This window comes from Alteromonas alvinellae (genome assembly GCF_902705805.1).
Map to the genome: position 1 here is coordinate 14,535 of NZ_CACSIH010000158.1, position 17,404 is coordinate 31,938.

A 17,404-nucleotide genomic window follows, 5' to 3' on the forward strand; every position below is an offset into this window, starting at 1 on the left:
CAGATGCAGGTAAAAAAATATTCAGCTTGCGAACATTGCCATTCAAAGATTTGGAAAACTATGGCCAACTAGCAAAAAATAGCTGGATTTAGCCTACATGCAGGAATTTTTGCAGCTCAATCAGACAAACTAGAAAGATCGTGTCGCTATATCGCAAGACCAGCGGTGGGTGAAAAACGTTTAAGCCTCACCTCCACTTGCAACGTCAGAAATGAACTTAAGACGCCCTATACAGACCGAACTACACATGTTTTTTTCCACCACTTGACTTCATCAGTATGTTGGCCGTATTGGTACCACCGCCCAGGCTCAACCTTACCCGTTTTTATGGTGTGTTTGCTCCTAACAGTAATGTAAGAGCACGAGTTACCGTTTCCAAACGCGGTAAGAACAGCCCTCGCATAGCTGAGCGCCTGAAAGACTCAAATAAGCCATACCGTGCTCGTAGCATGAGTTGGGCGCAGGGATTAAAGCGAGTATTCAACACTGACATCACCATTTGCGAAGCTTGTACAAAGACGAATATTACAATAATCGCCTGTATTACAGATGCTGCAACCATCCAAAAGATACTTATGCATTTGAATAAAAAAGACTCACCGCTTACTGCCAGTCCGTGCAGAGCACCACCACTTGTTGAGTCAATATAGCTTGAATATTAACTTGTTGTGGCATCCTCTTTCACAATAAAATTTCAGCACTAATAGTCAGCCCCTTTTACCATATGGAGAATATTTAGTTCACCTTTTTATTACAAGGCTTCAATTTGCGTCACATGAAACGCCCCTTAAATCCAGCTGCGACAAGGGATAGCAAATACCGTTAATTCGCCTTATACTCGTTGGTGCTGTATTAACCAGAATTGTTAAACCAGCTTATGTACTAACCGGCAACGCTTTAATGGCAATCATTTTGTTAATCACTACCACTCAAACGTCAGTTTTAATCGCTATGGTGGTCTGTGATAGCGGTTGGCTTTTTCAACTCTATCATGTTCCCTACCATTTTTTCGCTGGCTATTCGAGGTCTTGGAGAGCTCACCAGCCGAGGCTCTGGACTTCTATGCCAAGCTATTGTGGGTAGCGCCTTATTACCTATGATTCAAGGCATGGTAGCAGATATGACATCAGTTCAACTTAGTTATTTTGTTCCAGTATGTGCGTACATTTACATCGCTTGGTACGCGGTTAACAGCCAACGCTTTTCTTAACTATTCACGATGCATCACATTTTTCAATTTTAGAGGTAGTGCTATGCGCTTTTTTGATCAGACTTTTCTATTATCACACTGTAAATCAATTCTCGATTTTTACACACACCGTGTTGTAGATGATACAGGCGGTTATCATCAAAATTATTTGGACGATGGTTCACTTTTTAATACTCATTTAAAACAACTTGTGAGCAGTACACGTATCATCGTCAATTACGCAACAGCCTCGATTGTTTTTAACAACGAAGACTATCGCCGCATTGCTAAACATGGTCTTGACTACTTAGAGAAAACCCATTGGCAAGCTGAATCCCAAACCTATGCCTGGACGCTTAATAACCATCAGCCGCTTGATATGACGCAGCAAGCATACGGCTACGCGTTCGTTCTACTCGCTTACTCGGCCCTTTTTAAGGCGAAAATAATAGAAGATAAAAAAGCCTTAATTCGCACTTACAACCTGTTAGAGGAGCGTTTTTGGCAAGCTGAATATGGCTTATATGCTGACGAAATTAGCCCAAGCGGAGAATTAAGTGAATATAGAGGCCAAAATTCAAACATGCACTTATGTGAAGCAATGCTTGCGGCTTATGACGCAACAAAAGACGTGCTGTTTTTAGACCGTGCATCAAAGATTGCCAGCAACATCGCACAACGCCAAGCGGCCCTCACCGACGGTCTGATTTGGGAACACTACACCCCAAATTTCCAACCTGACTGGGAATACAACAAAGACGATCCTAAAAATCTGTATCGTCCATGGGGATTCCAACCGGGCCACCAAACTGAGTGGACAAAACTATTACTCACTTTACACCGTTGCCGACCTGAATCATGGCAGGTCGACGCTGCTCAAACTCTGTTTGATCGCGCTTATGACATTGCATGGGACAAGGAGAATGGCGGCTTGATATATGGTTTTGCCCCCAATGGTAATTGGTGTGATACCGACAAGTACTTTTGGGTACAAGCAGAGAGTTTTGCTGCGGCAGCCATGCTCTATCACGTGACTAACGAAGCGCGCTATCTGGAATGCTACAACAATCTATGGAATTACAGCTGGGAACATATGGTCGATCACAAGTACGGCGCTTGGTACAGATTACTAGATCAACAAAATAATGCTTATAACAACGAGAAAAGTGCGGCTGGAGCGAAATGTGACTATCACACATTAGGCGCTTGCTTTGAAGTGTTACGGACTTTAAGACACAGCGCATAACAAGGACATACAGCCGAGAGTGCGGCTTTTTATTTAAAGGACGAGTTCATGAAATATACTGTATTACTAGCGCTAGTAGTCGCTCTTTTTTCGTGTAAACAAAGTTATATCCCAAAGACACAAAAAAGACGCACTTAAGGAAGACGTGCTTAGTTACGTTGACCCGTTCATCGGAACTGATGGTAAAGGTAAAACATTTCCCAGTGCAACAATACCTTATGGAATGCTTCAGTTAAGTCCAGATAAAGGTCGAGGCGGATGGGATTGAATATCTGGTTATTTTTACCCAGACAACATTATTGCAGGGTTTTGTCATACGCATCCGGAAGTTTTTTGTAAAGGAAACGTTTTTACTAACCAAATAACGGCCTTAATCAATGGAGGTCATCAGTGCATTACCTTAGAGTATGACCAGCATGACAACCTGAGCGATGTTGCGAGTCACGCGTTGCGCCTTTTCAATGGGCGGTATGATGACGTTTGAACTTTTAGCGCGCGTTCCCGAGCAAATGGAAAAAATAGCATTGCTAGACAGCAATGCACACGCAGATAAATCCCAAGGGCGATAAGTCTGGAGCGAGCATTTGAACTATGCTGTTTCGCATGGTCTAGACATGCTTATTCGCGATCAGTTTAGCAATGTATATCTACATAAGGCCATTGAAGCATTAATGAAACTAATTGCTCAGATGGCGCAGGATACGGGAATTGAGCGTTATAAAGCCCAGCTCGAAATTCTTGCAACGCGCCGGGATGCTAGCTAACTGTTAGCTAATTGCGCACATCCAATGCTGATAATTGGCGGTTGCAACGATGTGCTTTGCCCGCCATCAGAACAGCAAAGAAAGCATAACCTGGCGGCAAGTAGCAAATTGGTTATGGTTGAAGACTCGGGGCATTCTGCAATGCTTGAGCAAAGCGCACAAGTGAACCTGCATTTGTATGACTTTTTCGGAGGTGCTGCACATGCTTAAACAAGCGCTTAAAAACAAGCAAAGTCTTATGGGTATGTTCATAAAAGCGCCCCATTACAATGTAATTGAAGTATTCGTGCACGCTAGCATGGACGTTCCTGAGTTTGTTGCAAAAAGTCATAATTTAATCGCGATTGATGTAGTCTATTATGCTTACCTAAAACAGGAAAAAATGAACTGGTTTACAAAAAGAGATTGGCTTCAGGTTGGTTAGCACAAATATCCGATTATTGTGAAAACATTGGCTGAACATAGTCCTATGACGAGCCAACTCACCAGCCAGTTTTTCCGTGCTGGATGAATCCACTAGATAAGCCTTTCATCATAGCCGCCAGTAAAGTATATTTGGTATAGTAGTCATCAAGCTGTACATCACTGAAAGTCAGCCAGCACGGATGTTTAATCCCTTGCACGTAGGCAGGCCAATACCTGAAGGAACTCAGTTATATTATCGTCTAATTCGTTTGAGCTATTGTCTGAACACTTTCCACTTACCCGCAATCAAGACCTCTTCAGTGCGTCTGCCCGTCAAATCACCAGTAAGGTATTTTGGCAACCGGGAATATCCCAACGGGAAATTGTTGACCAAACGCAAATAGCACAGCAATCAGCCTCAAGAATCATCAAAGAGTTAGCCGAGCAAGGTGTGCTCAACACACAAGAGCGCGCCCCTACCGGAGGTCGTGGCAAACCCGGTATCGACCTTTTTATCAATCCAGACTTTGCTTACGGACTTGGATTTTCTATCACTCCCGAATTCCTCAGCATGACACTTATCGATCTCGAGGGGAAAACTCGCCATTCCTACACAGTGCGCCCAAGTTACCTAGATGTCGATACTGTCATGGACACATTCAAGGTTTTCTATGCGCAAATGGAGCAAGAAACCGATCTGGACTTATCCAGAATATTGGGTTGTGGTGTGGGAATCGCTGGCTACTTTGTCAATGACGAGACTCAAATGAACTATCCCTACTTTATCGAATCTTGGATGAATGTGGATATTCTCGCCTTGTTCGAAGACACATTTAAGGTACCAGTATGGGTAGAAAATGACGCCACAGCCGCTGCCGGCGGTGAAGGTGTAGCCGGAGCTGGACGCCAATACACAGACTTTGCTTATGTGTATATTGCCACCCTATTCGGTGGCGGTATTGTGGCAAACCGAGAAGTGTTGAGAGGTGCCAATGGCAATGCGGGCGAATTGGCAGAACTGTTACCCCCAGGTATTTACCCTCACCCCAACTTGAACCTACTGAAAACCATACTCGATCGCAATAACCAGCCCTATGAGTCGGTCATAGAAATGCTCGACAAACTCGACTTAGATCAGCCAGGTGTGGACGAATGGGTACATTATTGCAAAAATTCACTCACCTTGGTGATGTCTTCTTGCGCAGCCTTGCTGGATACTCAAGCCATCATTATCGGTGGTCGAATTACTGAAGAGTTAACTAATAAGCTGTTGGAAGTATCACATATTTACGCCCAAAATCGACGTAAATCTCCCCGCCCATTACCGGTGATGATAAGCGCAAAAGCGGAAGGTGATCCTGTCGCAATCGGTGCTGCAGCAATCCCCTTCCGGCATTTTATTACTTAGTATTGGTCAACCATACTGACTGATACGGCGACAACTCGATGTCCTGATGTAAATCCGATACTGTTTCACCTGACAATAAATCCGTCCATTGATCCGTCAACGCTAGGTTAAGCTCGCTCAGTGGCAAGGTTTGTGGCTGATTAGAAATATTGTATACGCAAAAAATCGACTGTTTGCGATCCAAGCTTTGACGCCAATAGCCAAACAACTGTAGTCCCAAGTGCAAAATAAACTGTGTTGCATTAGGATGGAAAGCGGGTTGCTCTTTGCGTATCCGAATCAACTGTTTCATTGCATCGTGAACTTGACTGTGATGAGAAGCATCATCGTCAAGTTGGGCGCACAGTGCGTCGTAATCCCAGCGGTGGCGATTAATAGAGCGATTGTGTTGAGTATTTTTCACTTTTTCATAATCGTTCTGCGTAGCCAGTAAACTGTGAATGTAAATACCGGGGATCCCTTCCATACCTAACATCACGGCATGGGCACACATAAAGCGTTGGAAATTCCACTCATCAGCACCATCTGTCGTTCCTTGCAGCGCGTTATACAGAGAAATATTCATTTCATAGGCTTTCTTGCCGCCATTTTCGGTATTGCGCCAGGAAATTTTGCCGCCAAAATTAGCCATAGTGGTGGTCAAAGTATCCACTTCCTCATCGCTGAGCAAACCTTCCACAGGGCGCAAACCTATACCGTCATGAGAGGCGATAAAGTTAAAATAAGTCGTCCCGTTTTGCGCCGGTGGCATACTCATCAGCCAGCGCTTCAAGTACAAACAATTGCCAGTTATCAAGGTATTAACCAACAAGGGTGGCAACGAGAAGTTATAGATACAATGGGCTTCGTTTGCGTTGCCAAAATAGGTAAGATTTTGGGTATTAGGGATATTGGTTTCGGTAATGATCACTGCGTCGGGGTAGACGTGTTCAATCATAGTGCGCAACAAGCGAATGATTTCGTGGGTTTGCGGTAGGTTAATACTGCTAGTACCGGCGATTTTCCAAATAAATGCCACAGCGTCAAAACGAAAAATGCGCACACCTGCGTCCAAATACTGACGAATAATTTTAGCAAAGGCAATCAACACCTCTGGGTTGCGAAAATCAAAGTCGACTTGGTCGTGACTAAAAGTACACCAAACGTGCTCAAGCCCTTTGCTAGTTGGGGTTTCACGTAACAAGCTAGATGTCCGGGGGCGTACCACTGCAGACAAATCAGTGGTGGGGGATTCGGTAAAGAAAAAGTCCGCCCCCGTACCCTCACCTTTAATAAAATTTTGAAACCACAAACTGCGGCTAGAGCAGTGATTGATCACTAAATCTGACATGAGTTTGCGCTTCGATGCTATCGAACTGATATGTTCCCAGTTGCCCAGTGACTCGTTCACAGAAGAGTAATCAATCACAGAAAAACCGTCGTCAGAGCTATAGGGGAAAAATGGCAGAATATGTACCCCTGTTAGCGTTTCTTCGAAACGTTCGTCGAGAAAATTATCCAGGGTTGCAAGTGGCGTTTCACCGTCTTTAACAATACTGTCGCCATAGGTGATCGCGATGACATCCTGCTCGGTCCAATTGTTCTGAAAGGGCTCGGGCATTTTAAATTCTTGATCAATACGCATGATTGCGATGAGCTCATCGGCCACATGGGACAAGGTTTTTGTTGTCTCAACGCCATCGTAAATAAAGGACAATTGATGTTGGAGTTTTTGGTGGACTTGCTCAACAGACTGGTACATAACTGACTTCACCGTAATTATTGATTGTTTTATTAATTTTCACTGGGCAATGACTTGCCCGAAACTATGGTTCTAGTCTCATCGAGACTAAATACCTGATCACATCGCGCAGGCAAATCGCGAAGTGCGTGTTGGGTTAAACGCTCAAAAAACTGCACAAAATTAGCCACTTGAGCTTCGTCCATCACACCCGAATTAGCTCTTCCCGAACTTTTTCGAGCCAGTTTTTGCTCTTGTTCTAGTCGCCACTGAAACACTTGGTCGAAGGAAGGTGCTTTTAACATCACCCAATGGTCCATTTGGGCATACAGTGGCTCGTAGTATCGAACAATTTGTTCATTCACATAGCGACGCCAGCACCCCTTTTGATCTTGTTCGCGTTCTAGGCCGTTTTGTGGCTCGCTCAGCTCGCTATCATCTTGCGCGTTGACTCCCCAACTCCAGCCTTCAAACAACACAATGTCCACGGGCGTGTTAACCACAGGCCACTTAGATTCGGGGGCAGGATTGTCAATGGCCTTGTTAAAACGGGGGAGTTTCACCTCACCTGACGCCTTGCTAAGCTGGGACAAAACTAATTCGATTAAGTTAACATCGTGAGTGCCAGGCACGCCCCGTGTCCGAAGCAAAGGATGAATACTCTCGGCTAACTGATTGCGCTTTTCTGTGGAATAGTAAAAATCATCCAAAGATAAAACCGCCACAGACAGTCCTTCTTGCCGACTTAGATATTCGGCAACAAAGTCAACCAAAGTTGATTTTCCAGAGCCTTGACAACCATTTACACCAACCATCAAGGTTCGATTTAACACTTTTTGTTTTAAGCGCAACTCTTCAGTTAACGGAATAAACCAACGCTGCACCGTTTCAATATAGCTAGCAGGTAATTGATGGCGATGCAGAAAATCGGGTAAAAATGAACTGTTAATAGCGGTAACTCCCAAGCAACTAGATTCAACGCGCAACATTAATACTCAATATGGGTATTAATATCAAGAGGAGATTGAGACAAGTTGGATTTTTTGTAAAATAATTGTTGAAATCAGACCAGATAAAGCATCCAAAATAAATACTAGAAGCCATTAAAATAAAACTCTTGATAAAATTTTAGAAATGTTAATTTTCAACTCTACTTCAAGCTTATAACTTTGAGCATAGCTATCATCACTGGTACACAAAAAAGACTAAACTCAGATCAGACCATCAAATTAGAACCCATCTCCAAAAACGATAAAACCAATAAAAAACAATGCCATATAAAAAATTAAAGTTAAATTGACGAGACAAAGCCATAACTTAATCAATCAATTAAAACCCGAAATGGGTTGTAAAGTTTTTGTAAGTGATTTATAACTGCGGTGTTGCTTCACTACAGCCTGGTGTAGCAAGCCGTCGATTTAACCAAGGCAAAGTGCCTTGAAAAGATCGAGTCACCCTAAAGCTAAGAGCATAAGAGACGTACAATGAGAATAAATAAACTTACCGCTGCAGTTACAGTCGCACTTGCCACTACTCTTCCCGTAATGGCGCAAGAAGCTGAAGAGCAAGACAAGGATTTCGAACAAATCATTGTCACCGGCACAAGTGTTGCCCGTGCAGAAGCTGATACACCAGCCAAAACAACACTCATCCCTGAAGAGGCAATTGCCCGTCGAGGTTTTTCCAGCCAAGCCAACATCTTGTTAACGGTACCCGGGATCAAGGTTGAAGGTGGCGGCGGTGAAGTCGCAACAAACGCATTCGTACGTGGTCTTCCATCTGGTGGACAATTTCAATTCACCCCATTAAATTACGACGGTTTACCTGCATTTCAGTCGGGCATGACATCATCTGCACAAGACGTTTATTACCGTCCTGATATTGGTATTGAGCGGGTTGAATTCGTCGGTGGCGGCGCATCAAACTTGTTTGGTCCAGGTTCAGTGGCAGGGATTATTAACTACATTTCTAAAACTGGCTCTGATGAAGCTGAAAGTACCGTACAGGTTGAAGTCGCGGAAGAAGGCCGTCTGCGCACCGACTTTTTCACCAGTGGGCCTCTGTCCACCGATGATGAGCTTTACTACGCGTTTTCTGGTTACTACCGTCACGACGAGGGTCCGTTAGATACAGGACTTGATACCAAGGGTTATCAAGTACGAGGCAACATCAAAAAGCTATTGGACGACGGACACATCACCGTCTACGGGCAAATGATTGACGATCAAGTGCAGTTTTTCTTGCCTCTGCCACTAAGTGGCGGCTCTCGCGACCGTTTAACAGGTAACAATGGCGAAACTGTCTACGTCACTCAAACCGTTGCAGCGGCCGACTTGCGTTATCAAACTGCCGATGGCGAATATGAATCTCCTATCCGCGACGGTGTATCTACCGTGGGTGGCTCACTGGCTATCGACTTTCAAAAAGAACTGAGTGATACCTGGAGTATCAGTGGTAAAGCAAAAGCCGCCGACTACGATCACCAATTCAACTTGTTCTTAGACGGTGATGGCGTGGCTAACTCGCCAGAACCGCTAGATGGGTATGCAGCCAATGCAGCTCGTGGCTTCAATGGACAGTCACTTACTGACCTTTACGGCACGCCTAACTACACATGGACAGAAACAGGCCAAGCCGTTCCTGACGACTATCTACTGTTCGGCAACCGTCTACTCGATCGTACCCGTGACGGTAACTTCTTCAGTACCGAGTTTAACTTAACCGGTCATTTCGATGACATTGGTGGCTTTGAACACACCTTAAACGTCGGTACTTTCTTAATGCGCTCATCGCAGAAAGACTTCAACATCATCACTTCCTATCTTGCTGACTTCAGTAACGGTGGCGATGCCCGACTGGTGGACTTGTCATTCACCGACGCCCAAGGCAATGTCGTGCATTACTCGCAAAACGGTATTACGGGACCGGGTACTTCTTACACGAATCGCGACCTCGAGTCTGACCGCACTGCTCTTTATATTACCGACCAAATGGAAAACGAGCGCTGGGCCATCGACTTAGGTGTCCGTGTTGAACGAGCGGAAGGGTCGATCAAATCAGAGGGCAACGAATGGGTGACGGTTAATAACGACCCAAGTTTGGCACCGAATCTACAAGTCAACCGCACGGGCAATGGGCGTTTTACCTACGGTGAAGTAGGCACGACCGAAGTGGCTGTATCAGGTGCACTTTTATACAAAATGGATGAGCACGACTTAAACTTCTATGCCAATGCGTCATCGGGTTATTTCTTCCCGCAAATTCGCAGTGTGCGATTTGACCAAAACGGCGACCCGCAAAGCTACGAAGGTGAAGATATCCGCCTTGCCGCCATCGGTTTGAAATACTTCCCGAAAGACTTGTATATCGACGCCTCAATTTTTACCGCGGAACTTAAAAACCGCCGTTCAGTCGATTTCGAAAATGGTCCCAATGGCGATGTGGTAGAGCGTGTTGTGTTGCAATCGACTGAGACCATAGGTGCGGAAATTATCGGCCGCTGGAAAATCAATGACAGCTTCAGTATCGACGGTAACATCACTTATCAAGACGCTGAATTCACTGAAAACGGTAACGCAGACGCCGTTGGTAAAGTGCCTCGTCGTCAACCTGACTTCACGGGTAACATTGCGGTTAACTACGACAACGGGTTCGTCGATGCTCGTTTAGGTGTGAGCTACTTTGGTGACGCGTTTGCCAATGACACCAATACGGTGGAACTAGATAGCCACAACATTACAACTCTTGACGCGGGTTACACGTGGGAATTTGACAATGACCAAACGATTCGCGTCGGCGTGGGCGTATGGAACTTGTTCGACAGTGACGGTGTCACCGAAGGTTCACCTCGCCAAGGTAACTCACAGGTCTCTGGTGGTGACTTCTTCGTCGGTCGACCAATACTACCTCGTCGGGTCAGTATTACCGCTCGATACGATTTTTAATTAGCTCTGACTGCTCCAATAGCCTGAATGATATTGGAGACAAAATGCCGGTGACATGTATTTTGCATGCCACTGGCCTTTATATTTTCACCGGTTTTATCAATAACAAGAGTAGTGTGCGTTTATGAATTTTATAGACTACCTGATCATTGGCGGATATTTAGTTGGCTTGCTGGCTATTGGCTTCTTGTGGCGAACCCAAGCAACCGAACAGGACTATTTCCTAGGCGGTAAGAACATGGGTTGGTTTCCACTCACGCTCTCCACTATGGCAACCCAACTATCGGCAATTAGCTTTATCTCCGCTCCCGCATTTGTCGGCATGCGCGAAGGTGGTGGTCTGCAGTGGTTGGCATATGAATTCGCGGTGCCATTGGCGATGATTTTAGTCGCCTTTGTGATTCTTCCCGCGCTGTATCGCTCAGGTGTCGTCAGTATTTACGATTTCCTCGAACGCCGATTTGGCCCCTCTACTCGCTACATGGTGAGTTTTGTGTTCCAACTTGTCCGATCCTTTGGTACAGGTATAGCTGTGTATGCCATCTGTATCATACTGCAAGCCATGTTCGACATGTCTCTTCTCACCTCGATCGTCACTGTAGGTATTATTACGCTCGTCTACTCTACCTCTGGGGGCATGAAAGCCGTGGTATACGGAGACGTGGTGCAAATGGTGCTGATTTTCATTGGGGTCTTATTTGTCGCGGGCTTTGCTATCGCTCAATTAGGAAGTGCGGATTTTTTCTGGCAAAACGTAGAAGCTGACCGATTCAATGCAGTCGTGACTGACGCGTTTGGCTTTTCAGGTGACGAATTTGGTTTGTTACCCATGATTTTTGGCGGCTTCGTGTTGTATGCGTCTTACTACGGCTGCGACCAAACTCAGGCGCAACGGGCGATGTCTGCCAAAAACGATACCGACATCAAAAAACTGTTATTTGCCAATGGTATTTTGCGTTTTCCACTGGTCTTACTGTACTGCATTACTGGGCTCATTGTCGGTGTCGTTGTCAAAACCAGTCCCGAGCTCATGGCTCAAGTGCCAGCGGGAAAGCCCGATTACATGATGCCAGTATTTATCCTTGAATACATGCCTAATGGCGTTATTGGTTTGCTGGTCATCGCTATCTTATCTGCGGCTATGTCCTCGTTATCGTCAACCGTTAACTCATTGGCGGCGGTTACATTGGAAGATTTGTCGGCGATGGGAGTATTAAAAACAGCGGATGAAAGCAGGAAAGTGGTGCATGCCCGCTGGATTTCACTATTTTGGGGCACGCTAATCCTCACACTCTCTCTTTACGCTGGCTCTATTGCCCCGACTGTGATCGAAGCCATAAATAAAGTGGGTTCTGCCCTCTACGGTCCTATTCTGGGAGTGTTCTTATTGGCCATTTTCAAAAATCGCACAAGCGCGCTGGGAGTAAATATTGGCCTACTCACAGGCATGTTATTAAACTTGTACTTCTGGTTGTATGAACCACAAATTTTCTGGATGTGGTGGAACTTCATCGGCTTATTGGTGACTGTGGTCATCGCCTATGCAGTTGCCCTACTCAAACCCAATACAAAAGTCACTGCCCAGGCGCCATCGAGCAAGCTTCATATCTCCAAGCAAGATATTTTAATAACTGGGGGCATTCTGGTGGGATTCTTCGTCTTAGTCGTCGCCCTTAGTTATTCTATCAGCGTCATCGGTCAGTCCATGATCCAATAATCAGCATTGTATGCGACACCTGCTTGAGCAGGTGTCGTTTTGTTACCCTTCATTCCCTAGGTAAATCAGTATGAAACACGAATTAGCAACATCAGCAAAACAGATCTTATTAAGCAACGACAGAAACGGATACACAGTGCCTACCGATGGTTTGTATCCTTATCAATGGAATTGGGATTCGGTATTCGTCGCATTAGGCTTTGCCCAATTTGATCGCAATCGCGCATGGCGTGAAATTGAGATTCTATTCGAATCTCAATGGGACAATGGTATGCAGCCGCATATTATTTTTCATCAAGTGGACCCGAACTACTTTCCCGGCCCCTCAGTATGGCAAACCAATCAACCCAACAAACACACCTCAGGTATTACCCAGCCTCCAGTGGCAGCCTCTATCGTAAGGCAATTATGGGAAAGTGGCGAGGCGTCGGAGCAAGCCAGAATGGAAGCCTTATATCCCAAATTAATGGCTTGGCACGATTGGTTTGCGACCTACCGCGATCCCATGGATAACGGCTTGGTTATGACTACACATCCATGGGAAACAGGCCGTGATAACTCTCCTGAATGGGATTTGCCAATGTCTGGCGTTGACACCTCACAAGTGGGAGAGTATTCCCGTCGTGACCTAAACCAAGTGGATCAGTCTATGCGCCCCACACACGAACAGTACGATCAATACCTTGCCATGGTTTTTTTTGGTCGAGACTGTGGCTGGGATCAAGATGAAATTGTTAAAAATGGCCCATTTCGAGTACTGGATGTGGGTATGAGTCTCATTTTATTGCGAGCAAATCAAGATTTGCTCGCGATGGCACAAGCATTGGGCTTTGAAGAAGACTGTAAGAAGCTGCAAGCAAGGATCACAAAAACTCAGATAGGTATCGACTTTCTGTGGAATGAGAACATTGGTGCGTACTGCTCCTATGATCTTATTGCACAACGCTCATCAGATAGTTTGAGCAATGCGTCATTCCTTGCGTTTTACGCCGATGTTGGCAGTCCCCTCCAGCGACAAAAACTCACCCAACACTTACTCAGAATTAAGGATACTGTCTCCTATTTACTGCCAAGTTGTGATCCGGCGAGTGAGCATTACAATCACATCTTGTATTGGCGTGGTCCAATTTGGGCTGTCGTCAGTTATATGGTCGGACTGGGGTTGATTGAACAAGGCGAGACAAAACTGGGTAATCAAGTGATGCTCGACACCATGGCGGTCATTGAAGCGGGCAACTTTTATGAGTCTTTTTCACCAGATACGGGGGAAGGAACCGGCGGTAAGCAATTTTCATGGTCTGCAGCAATATGGCTACACCTGAACGCCCAGCGAGATACATTTACCCTTCAGGACGAACCCAAAGCAAAATAACAGTCTAAAAGGTGCATCAATACACACCTAAAAACACTAACGAAAAGACGTACACGTCTGGCATCTATATTCGTAGGTGCCACCTTCCTGTGGTCATTTTCATGCACTTACATTCTCAGACTTGTATTCTTCAAGATGACAGATAATCACTTGTTTTGACGAGATTTCTGAAATGATGTCCGCCACCCGCGCAATAGATAAATGGGTCTCATCCAGTAACTCACAGGCGGAGTGTAGTCGCGTGTCATTTAACCAACCCACAAAACTTTTTGAGAAGTTAGCTAAAAAGTGACTAATTCGGCCAGGCGGTTATCACTGGGACGCTCTATCACTGCGTGCTCGATAAATTGATTTTATCCACCTGTGCGAACCGGTGCACTGACCATCATACGCGCTATCTGATTGGCCACTTTAGTACCATAAAAGGTAGCAACTAAGTGCAGACAACAAGCCAGCGCAGCAGCAGTACCCGCTGAAGCGACAATATTTTCCTAGGCGGTAAACAAACGGTTTGAGCCTAGTTTGACTCCGCCAAAACGGACGTTCCGCAAACTCATTCCTGCCCCTTTTCGTGTTACGATAACGTTTCCTATAATTACAGCACCTGAAGTGAAACTGCTACACTCCGCACTATCAAACCACTAGAAAAAACCAACCTATGAAGATGAAATTCAGAAAATACGCCGTTGAAGATAGAGAAGCATTAGTTGATACTTTACTTTCCAACTGCCCAAAGTACTTCATCGAAAGTGATAAGGCTGATTTTCTCGATTTTCTCGATAATTATGCCGATGAAAATTACCTAGTTACAGAAATTGAAGACAAAGTCGTTGGCTGTGGAGGACACTATACAAAAGGTGTTTCAAATGGGATTGCTTGGGTTATAGTTTGAACATAAATCGCTTGGACACAAAAATTTACTTGCGGTAGCAGATAGTTTTTACGCTGAAATTGAGAAGCGTATAAAAGCAGAGGGCCACTTGTATGACATTCAAATCAGTACGACATGGTGAAGTCATTTTCGAGTGGCGATCAACTGGTATATACTTCAGCCCAAAGTCTTCACAGTTGGCACTTTGTAACACAGAAGTGTCCAGAAATGAGTGGGCGGAACGTCTGCTTTTACAATATGATTTAATATACTAAGTTGCTGTTGAACGGCCGACTTTGGCACATAACGGAATTAAAAGCAGCGAGTGATGAATGTCCGTTGTTTGTCTGAAGCGGACTTGCGCAAAAGTTATGTCCAACGTCCGCTTAACGTACTTTTCTGCCGTTTAATTACAAATATTCGAACGGCTGCTATTGGCACAAAGCAGAAGTAGCTAGTCAATAATCTATTCGTCCACAACTTGTCTGAAGCGAACCTTTAATATTCGATTCAAAAATGTCCGCATAACGCTGTAAGACGCCCTAGCCGCTAATTCTATTAACAATAGAAGCTGCTGTATTCATCAAGTGTACTTAAAATGAATTAACGCTAATCTAATAAAAAGCGCCTAAGATCTTGTTCGTGCCGCATTACGTGCAAAGTAAAGGCTTTGTTGTCCTCAAACTTATTAAAAATTCGACAGGGCTTCACATAAAGCTCACGGTAATTTAGAGATGGTAATTCAGAAACTGACTTTCCTGATTTAGGATATTCCTCAAGCATATCTACTTTAGCGAAGACTTCTTTAACCAGTTGCTTTGCCGCAACTAAATTAGATACCGTTATGTATTCAGCAATATTGTCCAAGTCATTTAGAGCAGGTTCTGTCCATACTATTTCAGCCATTTATCCATTTTCTCTTTGGCCTGCTGGTTAGTTAAAACGTCATCATTTCTTATTGCCTGCTCACCTTTTGCAATACCTTCTAGAATCGACATGCGCTTTTGCATCATCTCATAATCATCAACATCGACTAAGTAAGCCGATGGCTGACCATGTTCAGTAATCAAAACAGGCTCTTTTGAAGTATGCAGGTCTTGCAAAATTTTTGTGGCTTGTCTCTTCAATGTAGTAACTAATTCTACTTTCACGATGCAGGCTCCAACTTTCAAATGTATCACTATAGTATCACTTAACGATGACCACACAAGATTTCATTCGCTGAAAGCAGATTTGAAAAGAACTTACCACAATCTTCGCCACTAAAATTAAACAAATCGCCAAACTCATTACGCTGATTGAATACATCAAAACCATTATCAGAATGTTTTAAACCATAGTTCCCATACTCAATTTTTTTCAATCAATTTTAGTTCATAGTGTTTTACAGGAAGCGGGCATTTTACGTTAGAAGTCATGGTAGTTTTTCCCCACAGAGGCTGGGTGTGCGGTAAACACGTAAATGGTGTTATTTTCCAAATCGAATTCTTTGTGAAGTAGTTTCGATTAGCTACTAGTGTTGTATTTGAACATTTTCTGTTCTACTTTCAACTATACAAGGATGACGTCTTTTTGCCGCTTTTCAGTGCTACTGAATAAAGAGTTCTTTGTGATAACAGATCAAAAGGACTCTAATATGAAAAACTTTATGGTATTGCTACTCACAGCTTGCATTCTCTCGGGCTGTATCATTAAAACGAATAAAGTGAATGAAGTTTACGCTGGTAGCACCGCAAACATTGAATTCGATGGAATTGTTGACGTAATTAAAGGAACGAACAAAGATATCAGAATAGTTTTTATACATGGAATGGGGGGATATTCTTCCACCGGAGGTATCAATGACTACTCGCGTGTCATCAACGATTTACGTTCAGCTCTTAAAATAAAAAGTCCCTACATTGATGACTCTCTCGATAGCTTTAGCTACAAGGGTCAAACTCTAACATTCAATGTATTGTGGTGGTTGGACATCACGTCTCAAGCCAAAATCAAACTAAGGGATATTGATGACGACCCTGTATTAAATCCAAATAGAACCGCAACGACAAAGCTCGCGAAAGATAGGCTACTTAATAATGGAATTGTTGACGTGGTCATGTATACGGGTAGTTCCAAAAAGCAAATAATACAAAGAGTTAGAAACCAAGTTTTAGACTTGGAAGAGCAGATTGATGAGAATGAAAAGCTCATTGTTGTCACCTTTAGTCTAGGCTCTAAGATCCTTATTGATGTTCTCAATGAACTGAAGGCGGATGGAGATCATGTTCTAGATAACCGTGTCGACATGATTTATATGATGGCAAACCAAATCGCTCTATTAAATACCGGAGATTCGGTTAACAAAGCTCCGAAAACGTTGTCTGAGAAAATGGCTAGCGATTATGACACACTTCACTCAATCTTAGATGACGGTACTATTGATGCTAGAAATGCTAATCAAAAAAAGAGAGTAATTGCGTTTAGCGATCCTAACGATCTTCTGTCTTACCCAATAGATGAGAGTAGTGTTGGCGAATTAAAAGGCCAATATGCCAATGTTGCGATATCAGTTGCGAGAAAAACCTACAAGGTTCCAGTCCCTGGTGTATACAAATACGGCGTTGTTGATTATTTACAAGCTCACACGGGGTATGTACATGATGAAGTAGTGTCAGATTATCTACTCTTTGGTACGAGTAAGTAACGATTCATTGCTTGGTCTAAATAGACGAAATATGAGTTTCACTTTTTAAAGATTAATGCCTTGCTCAATTTTGCCCGCCAAT

General features: G+C 44.1%; 14 protein-coding genes and 3 pseudogenes. 13 read left to right on the top strand and 4 right to left on the bottom strand.

The genetic code is table 11. From position 1 onward, the window contains the following. The first annotated feature begins 105 nt into the window (after window positions 1-105). The 8 genes and pseudogenes from ACX5KA_RS11655 (at window position 106) to ACX5KA_RS11690 (ending at window position 5,012) form a co-directional block, all read left to right on the top strand. A pseudogene (locus tag ACX5KA_RS11655) lies at window positions 106-650 on the top strand (transposase). A gap of 190 nt (window positions 651-840) precedes the next feature. Further along, a pseudogene (locus tag ACX5KA_RS11660) lies at window positions 841-1,210 on the top strand (glucose/galactose MFS transporter); the annotation flags it as partial. 43 nt (window positions 1,211-1,253) lie between these two features. Continuing rightward, a complete protein-coding gene (locus ACX5KA_RS11665; protein ID WP_458731221.1) occupies window positions 1,254-2,435 on the top strand; it encodes an AGE family epimerase/isomerase in 1,182 nt (393 codons plus the stop codon). Between the two features lie 48 nt (window positions 2,436-2,483). Further along, window positions 2,484-2,700: pseudogene (locus ACX5KA_RS11670) on the top strand (hypothetical protein); the annotation flags it as partial. A 319-nt stretch (window positions 2,701-3,019) separates the two neighbouring features. After that, complete coding sequence (locus tag ACX5KA_RS11675; RefSeq protein WP_458731222.1) at window positions 3,020-3,199, top strand: hypothetical protein; 180 nt, start codon at window positions 3,020-3,022, stop codon at window positions 3,197-3,199. 24 nt (window positions 3,200-3,223) lie between these two features. Then, on the top strand, window positions 3,224-3,409 hold the full coding sequence (locus ACX5KA_RS11680) for an alpha/beta fold hydrolase (RefSeq protein WP_273072634.1): 186 nt from the start codon (window positions 3,224-3,226) through the stop codon (window positions 3,407-3,409). Further along, entirely contained in the window at window positions 3,402-3,623 is a 222-nt protein-coding gene (locus ACX5KA_RS11685) for a hypothetical protein (protein ID WP_458731223.1), read from the top strand. The genes ACX5KA_RS11680 and ACX5KA_RS11685 overlap by 8 nt, the downstream gene beginning before the upstream one ends. A gap of 258 nt (window positions 3,624-3,881) precedes the next feature. Next, a complete protein-coding gene (locus ACX5KA_RS11690; RefSeq protein WP_273072626.1) occupies window positions 3,882-5,012 on the top strand; it encodes an ROK family transcriptional regulator in 1,131 nt (376 codons plus the stop codon). Here ACX5KA_RS11690 and ACX5KA_RS11695 read toward each other — a convergent pair. Both ACX5KA_RS11695 and ACX5KA_RS11700 read right to left on the bottom strand, forming a co-directional pair. After that, window positions 5,005-6,753 (bottom strand): alpha-amylase family glycosyl hydrolase, encoded by a 1,749-nt coding sequence (locus tag ACX5KA_RS11695; RefSeq protein WP_273072623.1) that lies wholly within the window; start codon window positions 6,751-6,753, stop codon window positions 5,005-5,007. The two genes, ACX5KA_RS11690 and ACX5KA_RS11695, sit on opposite strands and share 8 nt — an antisense overlap. Before the next feature lie 32 nt (window positions 6,754-6,785). Next, entirely contained in the window at window positions 6,786-7,721 is a 936-nt protein-coding gene (locus tag ACX5KA_RS11700) for a kinase (RefSeq protein WP_273072620.1), read from the bottom strand. 495 nt (window positions 7,722-8,216) lie between these two features. On the opposite strand from ACX5KA_RS11700, the gene ACX5KA_RS11705 reads away from it, so the two are divergent. From ACX5KA_RS11705 to ACX5KA_RS11720, 4 genes are all read left to right on the top strand, one after another. Next, entirely contained in the window at window positions 8,217-10,676 is a 2,460-nt protein-coding gene (locus tag ACX5KA_RS11705) for a TonB-dependent receptor (RefSeq protein ID WP_273072616.1), read from the top strand. A 124-nt stretch (window positions 10,677-10,800) separates the two neighbouring features. After that, window positions 10,801-12,393: a sodium:solute symporter family transporter gene (locus ACX5KA_RS11710; protein WP_273072614.1), complete on the top strand. Its 1,593-nt coding sequence runs from the start codon at window positions 10,801-10,803 to the stop codon at window positions 12,391-12,393. Between the two features lie 70 nt (window positions 12,394-12,463). After that, window positions 12,464-13,765: an MGH1-like glycoside hydrolase domain-containing protein gene (locus ACX5KA_RS11715; RefSeq protein ID WP_273072610.1), complete on the top strand. Its 1,302-nt coding sequence runs from the start codon at window positions 12,464-12,466 to the stop codon at window positions 13,763-13,765. 658 nt (window positions 13,766-14,423) lie between these two features. Next, window positions 14,424-14,657 carry a hypothetical protein gene (locus ACX5KA_RS11720; protein WP_273072607.1) on the top strand — a complete coding sequence of 78 codons (234 nt, stop codon included), beginning with the start codon at window positions 14,424-14,426 and terminating at the stop codon, window positions 14,655-14,657. 588 nt (window positions 14,658-15,245) lie between these two features. Here the strand turns inward: ACX5KA_RS11720 and ACX5KA_RS11725 are convergent. Both ACX5KA_RS11725 and ACX5KA_RS11730 read right to left on the bottom strand, forming a co-directional pair. After that, a complete protein-coding gene (locus ACX5KA_RS11725) occupies window positions 15,246-15,542 on the bottom strand; it encodes a type II toxin-antitoxin system RelE/ParE family toxin (protein WP_458731224.1) in 297 nt (98 codons plus the stop codon). After that, window positions 15,530-15,787, bottom strand: a complete 258-nt coding sequence (locus tag ACX5KA_RS11730; protein ID WP_039216488.1) for a type II toxin-antitoxin system Phd/YefM family antitoxin — start codon at window positions 15,785-15,787, stop codon at window positions 15,530-15,532. The genes ACX5KA_RS11725 and ACX5KA_RS11730 overlap by 13 nt, the downstream gene beginning before the upstream one ends. Before the next feature lie 485 nt (window positions 15,788-16,272). Between ACX5KA_RS11730 and ACX5KA_RS11735 the strand changes: the two genes are divergently transcribed. After that, the gene (locus ACX5KA_RS11735; RefSeq protein ID WP_269351401.1) at window positions 16,273-17,322 is read left to right on the top strand and encodes a hypothetical protein; all 1,050 of its coding nucleotides are present in this window, start codon (window positions 16,273-16,275) and stop codon (window positions 17,320-17,322) included. Window positions 17,323-17,404: the final 82 nt, after the last annotated feature.

Excerpts from the sequence above, each read along its gene's own strand:
- ACX5KA_RS11665 (WP_458731221.1), top strand. The coding sequence starts at position 1,254 with ATGCGCTTTTTTGATCAGACTTTTCTATTATCACACTGTAAATCAATT.
- ACX5KA_RS11680 (WP_273072634.1), top strand. The coding sequence starts at position 3,224 with ATGCTGATAATTGGCGGTTGCAACGATGTGCTTTGCCCGCCATCAGAA.
- ACX5KA_RS11685 (WP_458731223.1), top strand. The coding sequence starts at position 3,402 with ATGCTTAAACAAGCGCTTAAAAACAAGCAAAGTCTTATGGGTATGTTC.
- ACX5KA_RS11695 (WP_273072623.1), bottom strand. The coding sequence starts at position 6,753 with ATGTACCAGTCTGTTGAGCAAGTCCACCAAAAACTCCAACATCAATTG.
- ACX5KA_RS11700 (WP_273072620.1), bottom strand. The coding sequence starts at position 7,721 with ATGTTGCGCGTTGAATCTAGTTGCTTGGGAGTTACCGCTATTAACAGT.
- ACX5KA_RS11705 (WP_273072616.1), top strand. The coding sequence starts at position 8,217 with ATGAGAATAAATAAACTTACCGCTGCAGTTACAGTCGCACTTGCCACT.
- ACX5KA_RS11710 (WP_273072614.1), top strand. The coding sequence starts at position 10,801 with ATGAATTTTATAGACTACCTGATCATTGGCGGATATTTAGTTGGCTTG.
- ACX5KA_RS11715 (WP_273072610.1), top strand. The coding sequence starts at position 12,464 with ATGAAACACGAATTAGCAACATCAGCAAAACAGATCTTATTAAGCAAC.
- ACX5KA_RS11720 (WP_273072607.1), top strand. The coding sequence starts at position 14,424 with ATGAAGATGAAATTCAGAAAATACGCCGTTGAAGATAGAGAAGCATTA.
- ACX5KA_RS11725 (WP_458731224.1), bottom strand. The coding sequence starts at position 15,542 with ATGGCTGAAATAGTATGGACAGAACCTGCTCTAAATGACTTGGACAAT.
- ACX5KA_RS11735 (WP_269351401.1), top strand. The coding sequence starts at position 16,273 with ATGAAAAACTTTATGGTATTGCTACTCACAGCTTGCATTCTCTCGGGC.